This is a genomic window from Streptomyces radicis (assembly GCF_003626575.1).
Classification (GTDB): Bacteria; Actinomycetota; Actinomycetes; order Streptomycetales; family Streptomycetaceae; genus Streptomyces; species Streptomyces radicis.
Map to the genome: position 1 here is coordinate 55,044 of NZ_RBDY01000010.1, position 20,919 is coordinate 75,962.

The following is a 20,919-nucleotide window of genomic DNA, read 5'->3' on the forward strand; positions in this document are numbered from 1 at the left end:
GAGGCCGTGAAGTGGTGCCCGTTCTCGTTCAGGCGCGCAGCGCGATCAGGCCAGCGGGGGTCGGGGAGAAGCCGCAGGCGTTGATGTAGAAGGGGCGCAGCCGCTCCTCGAAGTCGACGTGCAGCCACTCGCACCCGGCCGCGCTGGCCCGCTCCGCGGCGAGCGCGACCAGGCGCGTTCCCACGCCCTCGTGGCGCGCCGACCCGGCCACCACGGTGTCCACGAGGAACGCGTGCCCGCCGCCGTCCCACACCGCGTTCACGAACCCGACCAGCGCGCCCGTGCCCGCCCGCCGGGCGCAGACCCAGCCCAGGCTGTGACGTCGGACACGTCCCCACCAGTCGTCCGAGGCGAGCGGCTCATGCCCGAAGCCCTCGGCGTGGAGTGCCTCGACCTCGTCGTTCCCGAAGGCGTCCCGCCACACATAGGTGATCATCGGGCGATCGTAGGATGACCGTATGGACATCGTCCCCGGCCGGTTCGACCACCCCGACGCCCGCAAGCTCAACGACCTCGTGCAGGCCGAGTATGTGGAGCGCTACGGGGCGGGCGATCTGACGCCGCTCGACCCGGCGATGTTCGACCCGCCGTCCGGTCTTTTCCTGCTGGCCTACGACCCCGCGGAGCGGCCCGTCGGCACGGGCGCCTGGCGGGCGCGGAGCGCCGGGGACGGATACGAGGAGGGCGACGCGGAGATCAAGCGGATGTTCGTCGTCCGCGAGGCACGAGGGCAGGGGCTCGCGCGCCGGATCCTGGCCCGCCTCGAGGAGACCGCCCGCGAGGCGGGCCGGATACGGATGGTGCTCGAGACCGGGACGGCGCAGCCCGAGGCCATCGCGCTCTACGAGAGCTCGGGCTACGAACTCCTCCCGCTCGAGCGGAAGTTCGGCTACTACCGGGACTTCCCGAACAGCAGGTGCTTCGAGAAGCCGCTCTGACGCGGGCCGTTGAACCGACCCCGCCTCACACCGTTGCCGGGACCCTGGCGTCCTCGGGCGGCGCCGGACGAGCCGGTGCGCGGCGGCGGGCCAGCAGCAGGGCCGTCGTCCCGAGCACCGCCCAGCCGCCGAGCACCGCGGCCGGGAACGCCGCGCCCGCCCCGTCGAAGAACGCCACCGACCGCAGCAGCGTCGCCCCCGCGCCCGTGGGCAGCCAGGGGCCGATCACCGGGATCGGGTCGGGCAGCATCTCCGGCGCCGAGCCCGCGCCCGACCAGGGGTTGCCGAGCAGTATCAGGATCAGCGCCCCCACCGCGATGCCCCCGGGGCCGAGCAGCTTGGCCGAGCCCGCGACAAGACCGGCGCCCGCGAGCACGATGAGCGCCAGGCCCGCGGTCACCGCGACCCAGGAGCCGCCCAGCACGTCGAGCCACCCGTGGCCGATCGCCGCCGCGACCGTCCCGACCGTGACCGACGCGCCCACCATGGCGAGCAGCGCCGGGACCCGGCCGAGCCGCAGCCGCGTCACCAGCACGCCCGTGGCCATCCCGGCGAGCGCCATCGGCAGCACGCTCGCGTTGAACGCCGCGCCGCGCGGATCCCCCTCGGGCGCCGGTACCACGTCGGTCACCGCGACGGGCGCTCCCTCGGGGGCCTGCGCCGATGCCAGCTCCGTCAGCAGCTGCGCCACCGCGGGACCGCCCGCGCTCGCCGTGAGCACCTCGGGACCGCCGTCCCCGCCCACCACGAACGCGCCGTAGACCTCCCGGTCGCGCACGGCCTCGGCCGCCTCGTCCGCGCCCTCGTACCTCCGGACGTCGAACGCCCCCTCCCGCGCCTCCAGTCGCTCGGCGACCTGCTCCGCGGCCACGCCCTGGCCCGCGACGCCCACCGGCAGGTCGTTGGGTCCTGTCCTGGCCGCGGGCCACGCGAAGGCCCACAGCGCGAACGCCACGATCGCCGGGACGGCGAGCACCACGATCGCGGTGGCCCGTGACGCGGAGGGAGGGGAGGGCATCGAGGACTCCTCGGAGAAGGATCGTTCGTTTTACGTTGCCCACGGTGGCCCTCGGGCCCCTGGATTGTCAAGAAGGAACGTTCGTTTTACGATGCGCGGCATGGCCCGCGTATCCCAGGAACACCTCGAAGCCCGCCGACGCCAGATCCTCCAGGGCGCCGCCCGCTGCTTCGCCAGGGACGGCTTCCACGGCACGTCGATGCAGGACGTGTTCAAGGAGACCGGGCTGTCCGCCGGGGCGGTCTACCGCTACTTCCCGGCCAAGGAGGCGATCATCGGCGCGCTGGCGCACGAGGTGCTCGACACGGTGCGCGGCGCGTTCGCCGACGCCCTCGCGTCCTCGCGGCTGCCGCACCCCGACGAGATCCTGTCCGACGCGCTGCGGCGGGTCGAGTCGGTCCTGAGGTTCCCACCGCCCCTGGTGGTCCAGGTGTGGGCCGAGTCGTTCCGCGACGAACGACTCGCCGCGGTGCTCAGAAACGTGGTGAGCAGCCTGCTCGACGCCTGGCGCGAGGTGGTGAACGGATACATCGAACGCGGCCTGATCCCGCCAGGCACCGATCCCGAGGCGGTGGCCCGCGTACTGACGGCGTGCGCCCAGGGCTTCATGGTCCAGCGCGCGCTGCTGGGCCCACTCGACCACGAGATGATCAGCGCGGGCGTCCACGGCCTCACGTCGTTCTCGGCCCCCGAGTCCGCGTGACGCCGCGCGGGGCGCGTCGTATGCCGGGCGGGACAGAGCCTAGTTGTCGGCTCGGCCCCGCCGGGCGGCCTTGCGTTGCAGCGCCTCACGCCGCGCCCGCAGCGCGCCCTGCCGCTTCTGGCTCTCCTTGCGCCGCTTCGCCCGCGCCCGGGCGCGAGGGTCCCTGAGCTTGGTGTGATCGAGGCGCATCAGGGTCCAGATCAGCAGGACGAACAGCGCGATCAGCCCGATGCCCAGCACGGCGGCGAGCGCGGGCGGCATGTCCCCGACGTCGAAGTCCCGATATCGCCCGACGTTCATCCGCCGATCCTACGGCGCCGCGAGGCGGCCGGTGAGGCCGGTGTCGATCGTGCAGCGGGTGAGCTCGACGATGAGCTGCGACGCCAGGAACCACCGCGCGGCGGGGTGGCCGTAGGGGAGGTGGTGGTCCTCGGGGTGGGCGCGGATCCGGCGGTCTGGGCGGACGGATCGACCGGTGGCAGCCTGCATCAGTCGGCGCGGCCTACGATCGTTTGCGGGCCCATGCGCCATCACCTGATGATTCGCTGAACCTGATCAACGCCGTTCTCAAGGAGCAGAGATGACCACCGAGTTCGATCCCTCGGCCGCCCGCTGGGGCAGGTCGTCGTACAGCGGGTCGAACGGCGGCGACTGCGTCCAGGTCGCCAGCGTCGGGGGCGGTTTCGCCGTGCGGGACAGCAAGTGTGTGGGGGATGGCGGCCCGGTCGCCGTTTTCTCGACCGGGCCGTGGCAAACGTTCCTCCGCCGCGCCGCCGCCGAGTTCCGGCCGTAGGGGCGCCGCGGCCGGGTCAGCCGGTCGGCACCGTGCGGCGGGAGCGGGTCAGGGCCAGGCCGCCCAGGACCGTGGCGGTCAGCCCCAGCACCATGGCCACGATGGCGCCCGCCCGCCCGTTGCCCGTGCCGAAACCACCGGTGGAGGTGACCAGATGCAGCCCGCCGAGGGCGATGCCCGCGAGTCCCGTCACCATGGCCGCGGTGCCCAAGGGCCGCCAGGGCCCTGTGCCGAGACGACCGGCGGCGCGGGCCAGGGCCAGCGCGCCCAGGGCTATGCCGATCAGCGCGACCACCGCGGCCACGATGGCGCCGCCCCGCCCCTCGCCGATGCCGAGACCGCCATCGGCGGCCATCATCAGGGCCGTTGATGAGCTCATGTCGCTCTCCTCTGCCGTTCTGCCGCGCGCCCTCGTTCCGGGGCCGGGTCGGGGCCTGATCGTGCCCGTCGACCGCTGCGCGCGTCGTCCCGCGGACGCGGGCACTTCGCGCTGCCGCCGATGGCGCACCCGGGTGCCGCGCACGCCGCAGGCGCCGCGAAAGGTGCCGCGGACGCGGTAGTCGCCCCTCGTCCGCGAGCAGGACTCGCCCGCCGCCGCGTCCGGCTAGGGTGCGCGCATGAGCCCAGGGCGGTCCGGTGTTCGCGCTGATGTCAGAGACTGGGCGATCGCCGTCTGCGTGGCGGCGACGCTGCTGGTCACCGGGCTTTCGGTGGAACGTTCCGCCGCGGCCCACGAGGCACTCGGCCACGCCCTGCTGGCGGCCGGGGGCCTGGCGTTGGCCGCGCGGCGCCGGGCGCCGGTTCCGGTGCTCGCCGTCACGGGGCTGTGCGCGGTGGGCCACCAGGCGGCCGGATTCGACGTGCCCGCCGTCGCGTATCTGTTCGCGGTGTACGCCGCCGTGCGGGAGGGGCACCGCGTCGTCGCGGTCGTGGCCTCCTTCGCCCTGCTGGCCGCGCTCCCGCTCGCGGCCCTGGTCTCCCTGCACGACTGGGGCGAGGCGTTCGCGCGGGCCCGGGGCGCCCTCGAGGTGGCCTGGCTGATCGCGGCCGGTGCCGCGGGCGAGGCGCTGTGGCAGGCCGAGCGGCGGGCGGACGAGGCCGAGCGCACCAGGGAGGAGACCGCGCGGCGCCGCGCCGACGAGGAACGGCTGCACATCGCGAGGGAGTTGCACGACTCGCTCACCCACCAGATCTCGATCATCAAGGTGCAGTCCGAAGTCGCCGTCCATGTGGCCCGCAAGCGAGGCGAACAGGTGCCGGAGGCCCTGCTGGCGATCCGGGAGGCGGGACGTGAGGCGACCCGGGAGCTGCGGGCCACGCTCGAGGCGTTGCGCGACGACGGCACGACCCCGCCACGAGGACTCGAGCACGTTCAGGAGTTGGTGGAACGGGCCCGCGCGATCGGCCTCGACGCGACGCTGACGGTCGCGGGGCAACGCCACGACGTGCCCGCCGCGGTGGAACGGACCGTCTACCGGATCGTTCAGGAGTCGCTCACCAACGTCGCCAGGCACGCCGCCGCCACCACGGCGTCGGTCCGGATCGACCACGGGCCCGACGCCATCGCGATACGGGTCGACGACGACGGCAGGGCGACCCCGGACGCCGCTCCCGTCCCCGGCGTCGGGCTGCTCGGGATGCGCGAACGGGTCACCGCGCTCGGCGGTCGCCTGCGGGCGGAGCCGCGCGGCGGCGGCGGCTTCACCGTCCGGGCCGAACTCCCCCTGGACCGCGCGTCGTGATCCGGGTCCTGCTGGTCGACGACCAGCCGCTCCTGCGCAGCGGGTTCCGTGCGCTCCTCGACGTCGAGGGCGACATCGAGGTGGTGGCCGAGGCGGGCGACGGTGCGGAGGGCCTCGCCCTCGTCAGGGAACACCTGCCCGACGTCGCGCTCGTCGACATCCGGATGCCGGTCATCGACGGGATCGAGACCACCCGGCGCATCGCCGATGACCCGGCCCTGGCCCGGGTGCGCGTCGTCATCCTGACCAACTACGGCTTCGACGAGTACGTCTTCGACGCGCTGCGTGCCGGTGCCGCGGGGTTCCTGGTCAAGGACATCGTGCCGGAGGACCTGGTGCACGCCGTACGCGTCGCCGCGCGCGGTGACGCCCTGCTCGCGCCGTCGATCACCCGCAAGCTGATCGACCGGTATGTCACCCAGCCGCTCCGCCCCGGTACCGGCCCAGGGCTCGAAGCGCTGACCAACCGCGAACGCGAGGCCGTCGCCCTGGCCGCGCAGGGCCTGTCCAACGACCAGATCGCCGACCGCATGGTGATCAGCCCCATGACGGCGAAGACCCACATCAACCGGGCCATGACCAAGCTCCATGCCCGCGACCGCGCCCAACTCGTGATCCTCGCCTACGAGTCCGGCCTGGTGGCCCCCCGCGACCGCTGACCTCGACGGGCCGCGCCGCCGACCGGTCGGTACGCGGCGCGCCTGCGGCGGGCTCGGCCGACGTGGTGGGTGTGGGTGGGGAGCACCTGCGGTGGGCTCGGCCGATGTGATCGGAGTTTGGAGGGGGCGTCGCTCGGCTGGTGCGGCGTCGCCTGCGGCGGGCCTGGCGCGGCGCGAGCGGGCCTGGGCGGGGCGGCGCAACGGTGACGCCTGCGGCACGACGGCCGCCGTCGTCGGCCCTCGCTTCCCGCAGGGGATCATGTGTCGAAGCGCCAACGGGTGTGGCCATAGGGCGACTTGGCGAATCCATAGGCCGTGGTCGGGCTGATGCGGAAGGCGTTAGCCGCGCCCGCCGTGTGGTGGAGCTGGCCCTCGCGGGGGGTGAACCGCCACTCCTCGCGGGGGCCGGCCGCGATGTTGCGGGCCTTCTGCTCCTCGGGGCCCGTGGTGACATGCGGGGCGCCGTCCTGCCACACCGCGATCACCGGCGTGACGTGCGGGCCGCCGCCCGGGCGGACCGTGGACAGCCAGTACACCTCGGCCTCCGCCAGCAGCGCCCGCGCCTCCGCCCACTCCGTGGGCGCCGCGGCCGGGTCGCTGTACCGGGCGTCGAACTCGCTGCGGGGTTCCATGGCTCCTCCTGGGAACGGCGGCTTCTCACCGAACAGACCCGCCGGACCACCGGAACTCATCGCCACCCACACCCACACACCGCCCGTCCCGGCGGGCCATGGCCTACCCGCCGGGAGGGCCGACGTTCAGTGCCGGTGCCCTGTGGGGCGCGTCCGGCCCGCCCGCCCGCAGGGCGACGCCGGGCCCCGCCCGCCCGGAGGGAAACGTCGGGCTGCCTGCCCGGAGGGCGACGCGCGGCCTACCTGCCCGGAGGGTCCGTCAGGGGGATCAGGTGGCCCTGGCCCTGGATCAGGCACGTCAGTTGCCAGCCCGTCGTGCGCGTCAGGCGGGCGGATGTCGGCAGGCCGTGGTGGCGGGCCAGGCGGACGGCGTGCAGGCGGGCCGCCGCCTCGATCAGCTGGGCGTAGGTCGCCGTCGCGGCCCGCGCCCTGCGCCAGCCCGTGGCCACCGTGACCGCCCCGACCAGCAGGCCCGGCCACCACAGCGCGCCCACCGCCGCGTGCAGCAGGCCCCACCCGGCGAGGGTGACTGAACGGGTCAACGTCTCGCGCGCGGCGGACAGTTCGAGGCGCGCCGACTCCGGCAGGACCAGCCACAGATGCGGCCACACGGTGCCCAGGTCCAGGTCGTACTCGCGGTCGAGGCGCACGGCGGGGGCGTTGAGGCGGTCGGCCATCCACGTGGGCCGCTCGGGGCGTTCGGCCGAGACCGCCTCGAGCGCGGCGCGCGCCTCCCCGAGCGCGGGGCCCGGCGGGGGCGCCTCGCCCCGGGCGCGCGCCTGCGCCAGCTCCTCGCGCCGGTGCTCGTACGCGTCGTTCGCGCGCTCCCAACGCCGCCTGCGCGCCTCCGTCAGCCGCCGCGGCCTGGTGCCCGTGGTGAGCCAGGCGCGTTCGATCGCCGAGCCGAGCCCCTGCGCGGCCAGCCCCGCGCCCGCCGCGGCCAGGCCCACCGCGAGCAGGACGAGCGCCACCCCGCCGGGGGAGTCGAGGCGTGGCGACGCGGCCCACGCGTCGAGCCGGTCCCCGAGGCGGGCGGCGTCCAGCGCGTGCGCGTGGCCCAGCTCCCACGCCGCGGTCAGCGTGGCGACGAGCAGCGCCCCCGGCAGCACGAGCAGCGCCATCCACCGTTCGGCCAACTGCTTGCCCAACTCCCCCAGCAGGCTGCCCACGTCAGATGCGCTCCCAGCGCAGCGGCGCGCCCGTGGCCGAGCACACGGGCGGCGCCGTGTCGTGCGCGGCGGGCAGCCAGCTGCGCGAGCACGCGCCCGCGGGGCACAGGAAGACGGCCTCGGCGCGGCGGCCCTGGACCGGCAGCTCGCTCCAGCCCGCGGGCACCGTGGGGCCGTGGTGGGAGGGCGCGCCGGTGTCCTTGTACGGCGAGCGGGCGATCTCCGCCTCGCGCACCGCCCCGTCGAGCCGCTCCAACGGGCGGGCGGGATCGGCCTGTTCGCGCAGGGCGTCCAACAGGGCGTCGAGCGGGGCGAGGTCGCCGTGCGCCGTCAGCAGCGCGCGGATGGCCGGGAAGTCCCGGCAGACCTCGGCGATGCGGTCCCGCACACGGCGGGCCTCCGGATCAAGGGGTCGCGTCTCGCTCACGGTGTCGACCGTACCCCCTGGAGTCACCGCCGCACCCGACGCCGAACAGCCCGCGCCGAGTTGACGGGCGGGCCGTGGCGGCGGCCGGGGGCCGATGACACCCCCGGCGCGCGGTCAGTCCTGCTGGTCGCGCTGCTGCTTCGTCTCGTCCATGACCTGCTTGCCCGCCCGCTTGGCGCGCTGGGTCATGCTGCCCTGCTGCTGTCCCTGCTGCCCTTCCTCGTCGTCCTGCTGCGCTTCCTTCTGCTGGTTCATGGCGTCCTTGGCGCGCTGCTGGAGCTCCTGGGCCTTATCCCTGAACTGGTCCGACATGCCCATGCGTACTCCTCGGAGTGTGAGACGGGTGAACGGGTGAGCCGTGACCAGCGTTACACGGCCTCGCTTTCCTCGCATTCCGGGGCATTCCCCCCGGAACGGCCGCTCTCCCCCGACGCGCCGTAGCCCACCGTGCGCGGCGGCAGCGGGGGGCGGCTGCGGTCGGGGAGGTCCCGGTAGCCGGGCGGCGCGCTCGCGGGGTGGCGTTCCAGCAGGTCCAACGCGACCCGCACCGCCGTGTCGAGCACCACGGAACGCCCCTCGGCCCAGTCGAGCGGCGAGCGCAGCGCCTCGATGTCCGGGATCACGCCGTGGTTCTCGACGTCCCAGCCGTACGCGTCGAACCACGCGGCGTTCATCGGAACAGTGATCCCGGTGCCGTCGCCGAGCTCGTGCCCCCCGGTGATCCCGACCACCCCGCCCCATGTGCGGCAGCCGACCACGGGGCCGAGGCCGAGCAGCCGGAACGCGGCGGTGATCATGTCGCCGTCCGACGACGTCGCCTCGTCGGCCAGGGCCACGACGGGGCCGCGTGGCGCGTTGGAGGCGTAGCTCACGGGCTGCGCGTTGCGCGTCAGGTCCCAGCCGAGGATGGTGCGGCTGAGCTTCTCGACCACCAACTCGCTGATGTGGCCGCCTGCGTTGCCCCGGACGTCCACGATCAGCGCCTCGCGCGAGAACTCGAGGCGCAGATCCCGGTTGAACTGCGCCCAGCCGGAGCCGCCCATGTCGGGGATGTGCACATAGCCGCACCGCCCCTCGCTCAACTCCCGTACCAGGTCCCGGCGTCGGGACACCCAGTCCTGGTAGCGCAGCGAGCGGTCGTCCACCAGCGGAACGACGGCCACCCTCCGCTGCCTGCCGTCCGCCTCGTCGGTGAACGTCAACTCGACGCTGGTGCCGCCCGTTCCGGCGAGCAGCGGCCACGGTCCCGCCACCGGGTCGACGGGCCGCCCGCCCACGTGCGTCAGCAGCGCCCCCTCGCGCACCCCGGTGCCCGCGAGCGGCGAACGCGCCCTGGAATCCGACGAGTCACCGGGGAGGATGCGGGACAGCTGCCATGAACCCTCCTTCGTGCGGGTGAAGTTGGCGCCCAGGAGGCCATGCGCGCGCTGGTACTGCGGCGGGCCCTCGTTGCGCCGCGCCGGGGTGACATAGGCGTGCGACGTGCCGAGCTCGCCCAGCGTCTCCCAGAGCAGATCGGCGAACTCGTCGGGGCTGGCGACCCGTTGGACCAGCGGCCGGTACTGGGCGAGGATCCCCTCCCAGTCCACGCCGCACATCTTGGGCTCCCAGAAGTAGTCCCTGATCAGCCGCCCCGCCTCGTCGAACGACTGCCGCCACTCCGCCGCCGGGTCGGCCACGTGCACGATGCGCCGCAGGTCCACATAGCCGCCGTCGTCGCCGTCCCCGCTCTCGGTGGCGGACATCGCGCGGAACTGACCGTCCTCGCACACCACGAGGCGCGTGCCGTCGCCGCTGGGCGCGAACCAGTCGACGTGCGCGGTGAGTTCGGCGCGCTTCGCCTTCGCCAGGTCGAAGTGCTCGAGGGTGGGCTTGCCCGAGGTGTCGTCGGGGTTGACGAACGTCTCGCCCAGCGCGCCCGAGATCGGCCAGCGCAGCCAGACCAGGCCGCCGCCGCTCACCGGGTGGAGCGAGGAGTACTTCGACGCCGACACGGGGAACGGCGTGACCCGGCTGGCCAGGCCCTCCGCCTCCACCGTGACCCTGCCCTCCTCGCCGCCCGTGTCGTCGGGGTCGAGCCCCCCGGCCGCCGGGCGCCCCTCGGGCGTGATCGCGAACGGCGACCTGGTCGCCGACGACAGCGGCACGAGGTAGGGGCGGCTGCCCAGCGGGAACGACAGATCGCCGGTGTGCACGTCGTAGACCGGGTCGAAGCCGCGCCACGACAGGAACGCCAGATAGCGCCCGTCCCGCGTGAACACCGGCTCCTCGTCCTCGAACCTGCCGTCGGTGACATCGAGGATGGGGCGCTCGGGGGCGGTCAGCTGGGCGATCTTGATCTGGCTGAGGGAGCGGCCGATGCCGGGGTGGGCCCAGGCCAGCCAGGCGGAGTCGGGGGAGAAGGCGAGATCGCGGATCGGGCCGTTGAGCGAGCGGACCACCTCGACCAGGTCACCGGGGCGCGGCGGCTCGGGCGTTTCCCCGGCCTCCGTCTCCTCGGCCTCCGTCTCCCCGCCCTCGGCTTCCCCGGCCTCCGTCTCCCCGGCCTGCTCGTCCGGTGACGCGCCCTCCGCACCGGTCTCACCGGTCTCGTCCGCAGGTTCGGGCACCGCGATCACCAGCAGCCGCCCGTCGTGGGTGGCCACGGCCAGGGACTGCCCGTCGGGTGACGACGTCATCTCCCTGACCCGCCCGAGCACCCCGGCCGCGAGCCGCTGCGGGTCGTGGCCGCCGCTGGCCCTCGGCAGGTGCGTCACCTCGATCGCGTCCTCGCCCGCCGCGTCCGTGACATACGCGATCCGCCCGGTGTCGCCGAGCATCTCGGGCTCGCGGACGCGCACGCCCGGCGTGGCCGCCAGGGCCCTGGCCGGGCCGTCGCGGTGGGTGAGCCAGTACAGCGCGCCGCGCACGCACACGGCGCTCGCCCGCCCCGTGGCGTCGACGGAGAGCGCGTCCACATGGCCGGAGGTGCGGACCTGGTACGGGCGCCGCCCGGTGCGCGGGCCCCCGAGTCGCACGTCGAGGCGACGGGGCACGGACCCTGGGCCGAGGTCGTCGGCCAGCCAGAGGTCGCCCCCGCACTGGTAGACCACCCGGCGGCCGTCGGTCGCGGCATGGCGGGCGTAAAACGCGTCGTGGTCGCTGTGGCGCCACAGCTCGGAGCCATCCGGGCGACAGGAATAGAGGTTTCCAATCCCCTCATGGTCGGAAAGAAATGCGATCCGGTCACCGACAAACATGGGGCTGTCGATATGGCCGTTGAGGTCGGGCAGCAGTCGCTCCCCGTGCAGCCACAGCTTGCCCGTCGCGCCGCCCCGGTACCGCTTCCACGCCGCGGGCTCGTGCGGCGCCTTCCCGGTCAGCAGCAGCGTGCGCCGCTCGGCCCCGCACCCGGTGACGGCGATGTCCGAAACCGGACCCCAGGGCAGCTGTTCGCCGGGTCCCCCGTCCAGGGGAACGTTGTAGGCCCAGGTGAAGTGCGAGAACGGCTGGTGGTGCGAGCCGAGCGCGAGGATCCGGCTCTCGCCCGTCCCGTCCGCGGGGGCCCAGCCGCAGACCCGGGTGTCGTAGGAGCCCCAGTGGCTCAGCTGCCGCACCGGCCCGCCGTCCACCGGGGCGAGGTGGATCTCGGGGTCGAGGGTGCGCCAGCTGGTGAACGCGATGTACCGGCCGTCGGGGGAAAACCTGGGGGGGCCGGTCCGGGTACGATCGACGGTGAGCCGCCAGGCCCGGTCGGCCTGACGGCCGCCGGCGGGCAACGGCGCCAGCCAGAGATCGTCCTCGGCGACAAAGCACAGCAGATCACCGTGCAGATGCGGGAATCGCAGATAGCCGTCAAACTCCGGTGGTTCACCCGGGGTTACGGCGGAAGAGTTGAGTTCGTCGCTCACGGTTCCATGCTTCGGCTCGCGGATTGTCCCGGCAAGTCACAAAGAGACCGTCTTTGTGATCTGAATCACTTTTCAGTCCGGGACTCACCCTGTCGCGCCGGGGGGCGCGTCTCGTCCCATGAGCTGACTTGACACTTTGACGATCCCTGATACCCGGACAGGAGAACCTGCCCCGTGGCTACGTTTCTGTACAAGCTAGGACGCCTGAGTTTTCGGCGCCGCTGGTGGGCTGTGCTGCTCTGGGTGGCGCTGCTCTTCGGCATCGGGGCCGGCGCCGCCTCGTCCAGCGGGGCGGTCCCCGACGACTTCTCGCTGCCAGGCACGGAGTCGCAGGAAGCCCTCGACCTCATGGAAGAGGAGTTCCCCGAGGCGAACGCCGACTCCGTCGAGACCACCGTCGTCTTCCAGGCCCCCGACGGCGCGGACATCACCGCGGCCGAGTGGCAGCAGGCCGTCGGCGGCGTGCTGGCCGAGCTCGAGGGCGCCGACAAGGTGCTCTCGGTCACCGACCCGTTCGCCGAGCAGAGCGGCGCGGTCAGCGGCTCGACGGCGTACAGCACGGTGGACTACGACATCGTGAGCGGCGATGTCTCCACCGAGATGCACGACGAGCTGATCGCCGCCATGGAGGGCGGGCGTGAGACCGGTCTCGCCGTCGAGGCGAGCGGCGAGGTCGCCATGGGCGAGGTCGAGATGGGCGGTGGCGAGGTCATCGGCATCGTCGTGGCCGCCATCGTCCTCGTCATCACCTTCGGCTCGCTGATCGCCGCCGGGCTCCCGCTGCTCACCGCGCTCATCGGCGTGATGGTCGGCGTGCTGGGCATCGCGGCCCTGAGCACCACCCTCGGCCTCTCGGAGACCACCGGCATCCTCGCCATGATGATCGGCCTCGCGGTCGGCATCGACTACGCGCTGTTCATCGTCTCCCGGTACCGGGCGGAGCTGATCGCGGGCCACAGCCACGAGGAGGCGGCGGGCCGGGCGACCGGCACCGCGGGCTCGGCCGTCGTCTTCGCGGGCCTCACGGTGATCATCGCCCTCGCGGGCCTGGCCGTGGTCAACATCCCGGTCCTGACCAAGATGGGCCTGGCCGCCTCCGCGAACGTCGCGGTGGCCGTGCTGGTGGCGCTCACCCTGGTGCCCGCCGCCCTGGGCATCGTGGGCAAGCGGATCTTCGGCCGCCGCCTGCGCAAGCAGAACCCCGAGACCGGCGTCCCCGCCTCGCTCACCAAGCCGGGCAAGGAGAACGGCGGCACCCGGTGGGCCCGCGCCATCCTGCGCCGCCCGGCCCTCGCCCTCGCGGCCTCCGTCGTCGGCCTCGGCGTCCTCGCGGTGCCCGTGGCCAGCATGGAGCTCGGCCTGCCCGACAACGGCACGCAGCCCGAGGACACCACCCTGCGCAAGGCGTACGACATGCTGAGCGACGGCTTCGGGCCCGGGTTCAACGGTCCGCTGATGCTCATCCTCGACGGCCGCGACGGCGCGGACCTCGAGGCCACCGCCGACACCGTCGCCGGTGAGCTCGAGCAGATCGAGGGGATCGCGGCCTCGGCCCCCGCGATGTACAACGAGGACGGGACCATGGCGACGCTGCTCGCCTTCCCGACCACCGGTCCCTCCGACCACGACACCACCGAGCTGGTCCACCAGCTGCGGGACGAGCTCGCCCCGCAGGTCGAGAGCCAGAGCGGCGCGGAGATGCTGGTCAGCGGTGCCGCCGCGGCCAACATCGACTTCTCCGACGTGATGAACGACGCGCTGATCCCCTATCTGGCCCTGGTGGTCGGCCTGGCGTTCATCCTGCTGATCCTGGTCTTCCGCTCGATCCTGGTGCCGCTCAAGGCCGCCCTCGGCTTCCTGCTCTCGGTGCTCGCCGCGCTCGGCTCCGTCGTCGCGGTCTTCCAGTGGGGCTGGGCGGCCGAGCTGATCGGCGTCGAGGAGACCGGGCCGATCATGAGCCTGATGCCGATCTTCATGGTCGGCGTGATCTTCGGCCTCGCCATGGACTACGAGGTGTTCCTGGTGACCCGCATGCGGGAGGCCCATGTCCACGGCGAGGGCCCGAGCCAGTCCGTGGTCACGGGCTTCAACCTGAACGCCCGCGTGGTCACGGCGGCCGCGGTCATCATGATCAGCGTCTTCGCCGGGTTCGCGGTCACCAGCACCGAGGCCATGGTCAAGATGATGGGCTTCGGCCTCGGGGTCGCCGTCCTGCTCGACGCGTTCGTGGTCCGCATGATCATCGTTCCCGCGGTGATGGGCCTCGTCGGCGAGCGGGCCTGGTGGCTGCCCAAGTGGCTCGACCGGATCCTGCCCAACGTCGACGTCGAGGGCGAGTCCCTCGAGCGCTACCTGGAGGCGAACGGAAAGGGTCGCGCCGCCGTCGAGCGGCAGCGCGAGCCCGCGGGCGTCTGACACCCGCCCGAAGCGCCGCCGCTTCTCCCCGCCGAGCCCGGCACCCGATCCCCTCACCCGGGGGGTCGGGGGCCGGGCTCGGCGCCGTCGCGGGCGTCGCCGTACCCCTCCGCGGCGCCCGCCGAGATGTGGGCGGGCCGCTCGCCGCCGACGGGCCCCGCGCCCCAACTCCCGCCCGGCGCCGGGCTGCTGAGCCGCCGTCGGCTCGGGCCGCCGTTCGGGTCGCTCCTTCGGGCGACCCGGCACTCACCCGGTACACATCCGGTCAATCATGGGTAGACTGCGGCGTCGCGCGTCAAGTAGTCATATCGATAAATCGGGAGGCGACGTGCGACGCCGAACAGCGACGACTCTGACGGCCCTCGCGGCGATGGCCGCGCTCATCGGGGCCTCGGCCCCATCCGCCCAGGGGAGATCCCCCGAGGCGGCCTGCACCCCCGACATCCCCGTCTCCACCGAGGCGGGCGCCGACCGGCTGCTCTCCCTGGTCGAGGGGCTCGAATCCACGGGACACACCCCCGCCGAGGTCGACGCCGTCCTCGCCGAACGCGCCTGCCTGACCCGGGTGAGCGCCCCCATCCCGCCCGCCGAAGGGCTCACCGTGACCGCCCCGGACGTCTATGTGATCGCCGAGGTGAACGGTGTCGACCGCTGGGTCGCCATCACCGACTGGGAGTTCACCGAGCTCCCCGCCGCGCCCATGAGCGGTGACCAGGCCGTGGTCACCTGGTTCGACGCGCCCGTCGAGCCCATCGTCCGCGTCGTCCACCACGCGGGCACCACGTCCCAGTACCCCAGCGTCAGCCGCGAGGACGCGGCCGAGCTCGGCCCGTACGGCGTGGGGTTCCTGCTGCCACCCGAGAAGTCGGCCACCGACATGAACATCGCGACCGGGCGTTCCGCGCTGGTCTTCGAGGGCACGGGCGCGTGCCGCACCCTCACCGCGCGCGGCGCGTTCGCCCACACCTGGAACGCGACCGCCGTGACCGGCATCGACCTCGCCGCGACGGGCATGACCCTGTACTGGTCGTCGACCGCCGACCGCGCCCTGACCCTCAGCTCCCCGACATCGGTGCCCGGAGTCTGCGGGTGAGCCACTCACCCTTCGCCGTGCGCTATTCACCGAACAGCGCGCTGACCGACTCGCCGTTGTGGATCCGGCGGACCGCCTCAGCGAGCGCGGGGGCGATCGACAGCACGCGCAGCTTGCCGGTGCGCTGATCGGCGGGGATGGGAACGGTGTTGGTGCAGACGATCTCCAGGACATCGGGCTCCGCGCTCAGCCGCCCGAGCGCGTTGGCCGAGAACAGCCCGTGGGTGCACGCGATCCGCACCGACGCGACGTCCAGCTCCCGCAGGCGCCCGAGCAGCTCGATCACGGTGCTGCCCTTGGCGATCTCGTCGTCCAGCACGATCACGTCCCGGCCCGTCACATCGCCGATCACCGAGCTGATCGTCACGCGGTCGTCGCTGAAGCGCTGCTTGGCGCCCGCCGCCACCGGGATGCCCAGCATGCGCGCGAACGCCGCCGCCTCCTTGGCGTTGCCCAGGTCGGGCGAGACCACCACGGCGTTGCCCAGGTCCTGGCCCTTGAAGTGCGAGGCCAGCTCCCGCAGCGCGTGCAGGTGGTCCACCGGGACGCTGAAGAACCCGTGCACCTGCGGCGAGTGCAGCGTCATCGCCAGCACCCGGCTCGCCCCCGCCGTCACCATCAGGTCCGCGATGAGCCGCCCGCCGATCGAGATGCGCGGCGCGTCCTTCTTGTCCGACCTGGCGTAGGAGTAGTGCGGCATCACCACCGTGGTGCGCGCCGCGGAGGCGCCCCGCGCCGCGTCGAGCATCAGCAGCAGCTCGACCAGGTGCTCCTGCACGGGCCGCACCAGCGGCTGCACCAGATAGACGTCGCGCTCCCGGCAGTTGGCCTGGAGCTGCACCTGGAGGCAGTCGTTGGCGAAGCGGTCCACCCTGGTCGGCAGCAGCGGCACCCCGAGATGGGCGCAGACCTCGGCGGCCAGCTCGGGGTGGGCGCTGCCGCTGAAGACGGCGATCTCACGCACGGTCGTCCCACTTCCGGTCGGGGGCGCCCCCGGCGGGCCCCTCCTTCGGGTCAACCTAAGGGGCGACCCTCAGCACGTCGGCCACCAGGGGACCGGCGAACGTTCCGCCATGGCCCGAGTCGGGGACGACGGCGGCCACGGCCAGGTCGTTGCGGTACCCGGTGAACCAGGCGTTGGGCTTGTCCTGCCCGTCCACCTCGGCCGAGCCGGTCTTGCCGCCGATGTCCCCGCCGAGCCCGGCCATCGCCTCGGCGGCGGTGCCGTTGGCCGCGGTGCGGCTCATCAGAGACCGCAGGTCGCCCGCCGTCGGCAGCGGCGAAGGCGCCTGCGCGAGCTGCCGCCCGTCGAAGTCGGCGGGCACCAGATAGGGCTGGAGGAACGAGCCGTTCTTCACGGTGGCCGAGACCGACGCCATGGTCAGGGGGTTCATGCGCACGCCGCCCTGGCCGATGAGCGAGGCGGCCATCTGCGCGTCCGACTGCGTGGGCACCGCGCCGTCCATCGACGTCACGCCGACCTGCCAGTCGAGGCCGAGGCCGAACGCGTCCCGCGCGTGGCTCCCCAGCTCGTCGTCCGACAGCTCGGGCGCCTGGCTGATGAACGCGGTGTTGCACGAGCGGGCGAAGCTGTCGGCGAAGGTGCCGCCCTCGATCTCGAACTCGTCGAGGTTCTGGAACTCCCAGCCGCCGTGCGTGAAGTGCTTCGGGCACGGGTGCTCGGCGCCCGGCGACGCCAGGTCGCGGTCCAGCAGCAGCGAGGCCGTCACGATCTTGAACGTCGAGCCGGGCGCGTAGCTGCCCTCGAGGGCCGTGTCGAAGCCGTCGGCGGGGGAGTTGGCGACGGCGTGGATCGCGCCCGTGCTCGGCTGGATCGCCACGACCGACGCGCTGGCGCTGTCCGCGACCGCGTCCTCGGCGGCCCGCTGCACCGTGGGGTCGATCGTCGTGGGCACCTGGCCCGCGGTCGGCTCGGCCAGCTCGAGCAGCGACGTGACCGTCTCGCCCTCCGCGTCCACGATGCGGGTCTCGGCGCCCGCCGAGCCGCCCGCCTGCTCGCCGTAGCGCTCCTGGAGCTCGGCGATGACCGGGGCGAGCGAGGGGTAGTCGTCGGCGGAGAGCACCGCGCCGTTCCGGTCGAGCGCCTCGACCGGCGGGACCTCGCTGATCGGGCCCGTCTCCAGGGACTGCCCCTCGGCGAGGTTGGGGTGGATCACGGTGGGCGCCCACGCGACGACCGGCTCGCCGCTCGCCTCGTCGCGCACGACGCTCAGCGCGGTCTCCCAGCCGAGCTCGGCGGGCTCCTCGTCCCCGTGGGCGACGGTGGCGTCGAGCGAGAACGGCACGCTCGCGCCGTCGGGGGTGCCCGCCTCGATGGCCACCTCGGTCAACGAGGCGTCGGCGGCCAGCGCTTCGAGCGCGGCCCGCGCGGCCTCGGGGTCGCTGGTGAGCTCGGCGGCGGCGACCGCGTCGCCCGCGGCCCACGCGTCGAGGAACGCGCCGGACGCGGTGAGCACCTCCTCGTCGGTGGGCGGCCCCGCGGGCTCGTCGTCCCCGCCGGGCCCGCCGTCCGCGGCGGCGGCGCCGCCCCCGCTCCCGTCGTCGCCGAGCAGGCTGTACGCCCCGAAGCCGACGACCGACACGACGGCCGCGCACACCCCCGCCACCACCGCGATCCGCTGCCCGTTCCGCATGTCAACCATGCCCCCTGCCCTGGTACTTCCGCGAGCGCGCTGCACCGGCCCGCTGTCGCCGCAGCCTACCGGCTACCCCCGGTATGCCGGACGGCAGCCCGGTGTCACTTCGGCCTCACTCGGGCTCACCCGTCACATCAGACCCAGGTGTCGAGCCACATCCGGGCGCGCCAGCCGTCCACGGGCAGCTCGGTACCCGTGTAAATGGGGTGGAAGTAGATGAAGTTCCACACGATCAGCAGCACGAGCACCCCGGCCGCCACGATGCCCGCCACCCTGCGCCGCTCCGAGCAGCCGGGCGGCCCCAGGATCGCGCCGATCATCAGCGTCACGGCCAGGCACAGGAACGGCGCGAGCACCACGGCGTAGAAGTAGAAGATCGTGCGCTCCTGGTACAGGAACCACGGCAGATACCCCGCCGCCACCGCGCACAGCACCGCGCCCGCCCGCCAGTCGCGGCGGAACAGCCAGCGGTAGAGCGCGTACGCGAGCGCGAAGCACGCCGCCCACCACAGCAGCGGGGTGCCGAGGGCCAGCACCTCGCGCGCGCAGCCGCTCGGATAGCCGCAGCCGTCGTCGCCCGCCTCCCGCGACTCGTAGAAGAACGTCACGGGCCGGGTCGCGACCAGCCAGCTCCAGGGGTTGGACTCGTAGTCGTGCCGCGAGGTCAGGTCCACATGGAAGCCGTAGACCTCGGTGGTGTAGTGCCACAGGCTGCGCAGCGGGCCAGGCACCCACGAGAACGAGCTGTCCCGCCCCTCGGCCCAGTCCCGGTAGTAGCCCCCCGACGTGGCGAACCAGCCCGCCCACGACGCGATGTACACCGCGAGCGCCACCGGCACGAGCGAGAGGAACGCGGGCCCCGCGTCGCGCCGCAGCGTCACGGCGTACGCCTGGCGCGCCCCCGCGGTGCGCCGCGCCGCCGCGTCCCACAGCACGGTCAGCAGGCCGAACGCGGCGAGCACGTAGAGCCCGTTCCACTTGGTCGCGCACGCGAGGCCGAGGCACACCCCCGCGGCGACGCGCCAGGGCCGCGCGCCGAGCCCGAGGCGTTCGCCCACGTCGAGCGACGAGCGCGCCAGCCCGTCGTCCCCCACCGGCAGCGCCGCGGCGAGGCGCGCCCTGGCCCGGTCGCGGTCGATCAGCAGGCAGCCGAACGCCGCGAGCAGCCAGAACATCAGCACCAGGTCGAGCAGCGCGGTCCTGCTCATCACGTAGTGCAGCCCGTCCACCGCGAGCAGCAGCCCGGCGATGCAGCCGAGCACGGTCGAGCGGAAGAGCCGCCGCCCGATCCGGCACAGCATGAGCACCGACAGGGTGCCGAGCAGCGCCACCATGAAGCGCCAGCCGAACGGCGTGAGGCCGAACATCCACTCGCCCAGCGCGATGACCCACTTGCCCGCGGGCGGGTGCACGACATAGGAAGCGGCCGAGCCGACCGGGGTCTCGCCGCCGATGATCCGCTCGTTGGCGTCCTCGGGCCAGTCGGTCTCGTAGCCGTGCTCGAGCAGCGACCAGGCGTCCTTGGCGTAGTACGTCTCGTCGAATATCACGGCGTTCGGCGAGCCCAGGTTCGCGAAGCGCAGCGCGCCCGCGAACGCCGCCACCAGCAGCGGCCCGCCCCACGCCGTCCAGCGGGCCAGGCGCGCTGCGGCGAGCGGCGCGAAGCCGAAGTACTGCCACAGGCGCGCGCCAGGCTCCGGGTAGGGCGGCACCAAGCGCTCGCGCACGCCCGACCCGCGGCGGCCCGCATAGCCGAAACGACGCAGCCGCTGCTCCCACGCGGGCGGGCGGCGGCCCGGCTCGCTCTCCGGCGGGGCCTCGGTCACGGTCTGGCTGCTCTGGCTGCTCATCGGGGCCCATCTTGGCATCCGGCCCTTTCGAACCTCGTGAGATGCGCGAGGATGACGGCCATGACAGGCACGCTCGTACTGGCAGGGACCCCGATCGGCGCCCTGGGCGACGCCCCGCCGCGGCTGGCCGACGAGCTGGCGGCGGCCGATGTGGTCGCGGCCGAGGACACCCGCCGCCTGCGGCGCCTCGCGCAGGGCCTCGGCGTCGTGGTCGGGGGGCGCGTGGTGTCGTACTTCGAGGGCAACGAGTCGGCGCGCACGCCGGAGCTCGCGGACGAGCTGGCGCGCGGGGCGCGCGTCCTGCTGGTGACGGACGCCGGGATGCCGTCCGTGTCCGACCCCGGCTACCGGCTCGTGGCCGCGGCGGTCGAGCGCGGCGTCCGCGTCACGGCGGTGCCGGGGCCCTCGGCGGTGCTGACCGCGCTCGCGCTGTCCGCGCTGCCGGTCGACCGCTTCTGCTTCGAGGGATTCCTGCCGCGCAAGCCGGGCGAGCGCGCCGCGCGGCTGCGCGAGGTGGCGGGGGAACGCCGCACGCTCGTCTGGTTCGAGGCGCCCCACCGGCTCGCGGCCTCGCTCACGGCGATGGCCGAGGCGTTCGGCGGCGACCGGCGCGCGGCCGTGTGCCGCGAGCTGACCAAGACGTACGAGGAGGTCAGGCGGGGCCCGCTGGCCGAGCTGGCCGCCTGGGCCGCGCCCGGCGTGCGCGGGGAGATCACGGTGGTCGTCGAGGGCGCCCCCGCGCCCGCGCCGGGGCGCGTGGACGCGGCCGAGCTGGCGCGGCTCGTCGCGGAGGGTGAGGCCGCGGGCCTGCACCGCAAGGAGGCGATCGCCGACGTGGCGCGCGCGGCGGGCGTCCCGAAGCGGCGCGTGTTCGACGCCGTGGTGGCGGCCCGCGCCTCGGGAGAGGCCGGATCGGCGTCGCCGTAGGATTCA

General features: G+C 73.8%; 21 protein-coding genes. 8 read left to right on the forward strand and 13 right to left on the reverse strand.

The genetic code is table 11. The features are described 5' to 3' along the window. Window positions 1-28: 28 nt before the first annotated feature. On the reverse strand, window positions 29-436 hold the full coding sequence (locus D7318_RS15545; protein WP_120697699.1) for a GNAT family N-acetyltransferase: 408 nt from the start codon (window positions 434-436) through the stop codon (window positions 29-31). Between the two features lie 22 nt (window positions 437-458). Between D7318_RS15545 and D7318_RS15550 the strand changes: the two genes are divergently transcribed. Beyond that, the gene (locus D7318_RS15550) at window positions 459-938 is read left to right on the forward strand and encodes a GNAT family N-acetyltransferase (protein ID WP_120697700.1); all 480 of its coding nucleotides are present in this window, start codon (window positions 459-461) and stop codon (window positions 936-938) included. Between the two features lie 25 nt (window positions 939-963). Here D7318_RS15550 and D7318_RS15555 read toward each other — a convergent pair whose 3' ends face one another. Then, a complete protein-coding gene (locus D7318_RS15555) occupies window positions 964-1,956 on the reverse strand; it encodes an ABC transporter permease (RefSeq protein WP_120697701.1) in 993 nt (330 codons plus the stop codon). A gap of 100 nt (window positions 1,957-2,056) precedes the next feature. On the opposite strand from D7318_RS15555, the gene D7318_RS15560 reads away from it, so the two are divergent. Then, window positions 2,057-2,659 (forward strand): TetR/AcrR family transcriptional regulator, encoded by a 603-nt coding sequence (locus D7318_RS15560; RefSeq protein WP_120697843.1) that lies wholly within the window; start codon window positions 2,057-2,059, stop codon window positions 2,657-2,659. Window positions 2,660-2,698: 39 nt separating this feature from the next. Here D7318_RS15560 and D7318_RS15565 read toward each other — a convergent pair whose 3' ends face one another. Further along, window positions 2,699-2,959 carry a hypothetical protein gene (locus D7318_RS15565; protein WP_120697702.1) on the reverse strand — a complete coding sequence of 87 codons (261 nt, stop codon included), beginning with the start codon at window positions 2,957-2,959 and terminating at the stop codon, window positions 2,699-2,701. Between the two features lie 9 nt (window positions 2,960-2,968). Beyond that, window positions 2,969-3,148, reverse strand: coding sequence for a hypothetical protein (locus D7318_RS15570; RefSeq protein ID WP_120697703.1), 180 nt, complete (start codon window positions 3,146-3,148; stop codon window positions 2,969-2,971). Between the two features lie 91 nt (window positions 3,149-3,239). Between D7318_RS15570 and D7318_RS15575 the strand changes: the two genes are divergently transcribed. After that, window positions 3,240-3,452: a DUF397 domain-containing protein gene (locus D7318_RS15575; RefSeq protein WP_120697704.1), complete on the forward strand. Its 213-nt coding sequence runs from the start codon at window positions 3,240-3,242 to the stop codon at window positions 3,450-3,452. A gap of 16 nt (window positions 3,453-3,468) precedes the next feature. On the opposite strand, the gene D7318_RS15580 is transcribed toward D7318_RS15575, so the two are convergent. Then, entirely contained in the window at window positions 3,469-3,831 is a 363-nt protein-coding gene (locus D7318_RS15580) for a DUF6223 family protein (protein WP_120697705.1), read from the reverse strand. A gap of 238 nt (window positions 3,832-4,069) precedes the next feature. Here D7318_RS15580 and D7318_RS15585 point away from each other — a divergent pair, with 238 nt between their 5' ends. Together D7318_RS15585 and D7318_RS15590 are read left to right on the forward strand one after the other, a co-directional pair. Beyond that, a complete protein-coding gene (locus D7318_RS15585; protein WP_120697706.1) occupies window positions 4,070-5,194 on the forward strand; it encodes a sensor histidine kinase in 1,125 nt (374 codons plus the stop codon). Next, window positions 5,191-5,853, forward strand: a complete 663-nt coding sequence (locus D7318_RS15590) for a response regulator (protein ID WP_120697707.1) — start codon at window positions 5,191-5,193, stop codon at window positions 5,851-5,853. The genes D7318_RS15585 and D7318_RS15590 overlap by 4 nt, the downstream gene beginning before the upstream one ends. A gap of 257 nt (window positions 5,854-6,110) precedes the next feature. On the opposite strand, the gene D7318_RS15595 is transcribed toward D7318_RS15590, so the two are convergent. The 5 genes from D7318_RS15595 to D7318_RS15615 all read right to left on the reverse strand — a co-directional run bounded on the left by D7318_RS15595 (window position 6,111) and on the right by D7318_RS15615 (window position 11,971). Next, window positions 6,111-6,485 carry a pyridoxamine 5'-phosphate oxidase family protein gene (locus D7318_RS15595; RefSeq protein WP_120697708.1) on the reverse strand — a complete coding sequence of 125 codons (375 nt, stop codon included), beginning with the start codon at window positions 6,483-6,485 and terminating at the stop codon, window positions 6,111-6,113. A gap of 239 nt (window positions 6,486-6,724) precedes the next feature. Further along, window positions 6,725-7,654, reverse strand: a complete 930-nt coding sequence (locus D7318_RS15600; protein WP_120697709.1) for a hypothetical protein — start codon at window positions 7,652-7,654, stop codon at window positions 6,725-6,727. A 1-nt stretch (window position 7,655) separates the two neighbouring features. After that, window positions 7,656-8,081: a hypothetical protein gene (locus D7318_RS15605; protein WP_147437725.1), complete on the reverse strand. Its 426-nt coding sequence runs from the start codon at window positions 8,079-8,081 to the stop codon at window positions 7,656-7,658. A 114-nt stretch (window positions 8,082-8,195) separates the two neighbouring features. Next, window positions 8,196-8,399 (reverse strand): hypothetical protein, encoded by a 204-nt coding sequence (locus tag D7318_RS15610; RefSeq protein ID WP_120697711.1) that lies wholly within the window; start codon window positions 8,397-8,399, stop codon window positions 8,196-8,198. A 50-nt stretch (window positions 8,400-8,449) separates the two neighbouring features. Next, window positions 8,450-11,971: a S41 family peptidase gene (locus D7318_RS15615; RefSeq protein WP_120697712.1), complete on the reverse strand. Its 3,522-nt coding sequence runs from the start codon at window positions 11,969-11,971 to the stop codon at window positions 8,450-8,452. A gap of 174 nt (window positions 11,972-12,145) precedes the next feature. Between D7318_RS15615 and D7318_RS15620 the strand changes: the two genes are divergently transcribed. Both D7318_RS15620 and D7318_RS15625 read left to right on the forward strand, forming a co-directional pair. After that, the gene (locus D7318_RS15620) at window positions 12,146-14,386 is read left to right on the forward strand and encodes an MMPL family transporter (protein WP_120697713.1); all 2,241 of its coding nucleotides are present in this window, start codon (window positions 12,146-12,148) and stop codon (window positions 14,384-14,386) included. Between the two features lie 328 nt (window positions 14,387-14,714). Next, complete coding sequence (locus tag D7318_RS15625; protein ID WP_147437727.1) at window positions 14,715-15,479, forward strand: hypothetical protein; 765 nt, start codon at window positions 14,715-14,717, stop codon at window positions 15,477-15,479. A gap of 22 nt (window positions 15,480-15,501) precedes the next feature. Here the strand turns inward: D7318_RS15625 and D7318_RS15630 are convergent, their stop codons facing one another. The 3 genes from D7318_RS15630 to D7318_RS15640 form a co-directional block, all read right to left on the reverse strand. Next, entirely contained in the window at window positions 15,502-16,443 is a 942-nt protein-coding gene (locus tag D7318_RS15630) for a ribose-phosphate diphosphokinase (RefSeq protein WP_120697715.1), read from the reverse strand. 55 nt (window positions 16,444-16,498) lie between these two features. Then, the gene (locus D7318_RS15635; protein ID WP_329604579.1) at window positions 16,499-18,142 is read right to left on the reverse strand and encodes a penicillin-binding transpeptidase domain-containing protein; all 1,644 of its coding nucleotides are present in this window, start codon (window positions 18,140-18,142) and stop codon (window positions 16,499-16,501) included. A 128-nt stretch (window positions 18,143-18,270) separates the two neighbouring features. Beyond that, window positions 18,271-19,986 (reverse strand): dolichyl-phosphate-mannose--protein mannosyltransferase, encoded by a 1,716-nt coding sequence (locus tag D7318_RS15640; protein WP_120697716.1) that lies wholly within the window; start codon window positions 19,984-19,986, stop codon window positions 18,271-18,273. Between the two features lie 60 nt (window positions 19,987-20,046). On the opposite strand from D7318_RS15640, the gene rsmI reads away from it, so the two are divergent. Beyond that, a complete protein-coding gene (gene rsmI, locus D7318_RS15645; RefSeq protein ID WP_120697717.1) occupies window positions 20,047-20,913 on the forward strand; it encodes a 16S rRNA (cytidine(1402)-2'-O)-methyltransferase in 867 nt (288 codons plus the stop codon). Window positions 20,914-20,919 lie beyond the last annotated feature (6 nt).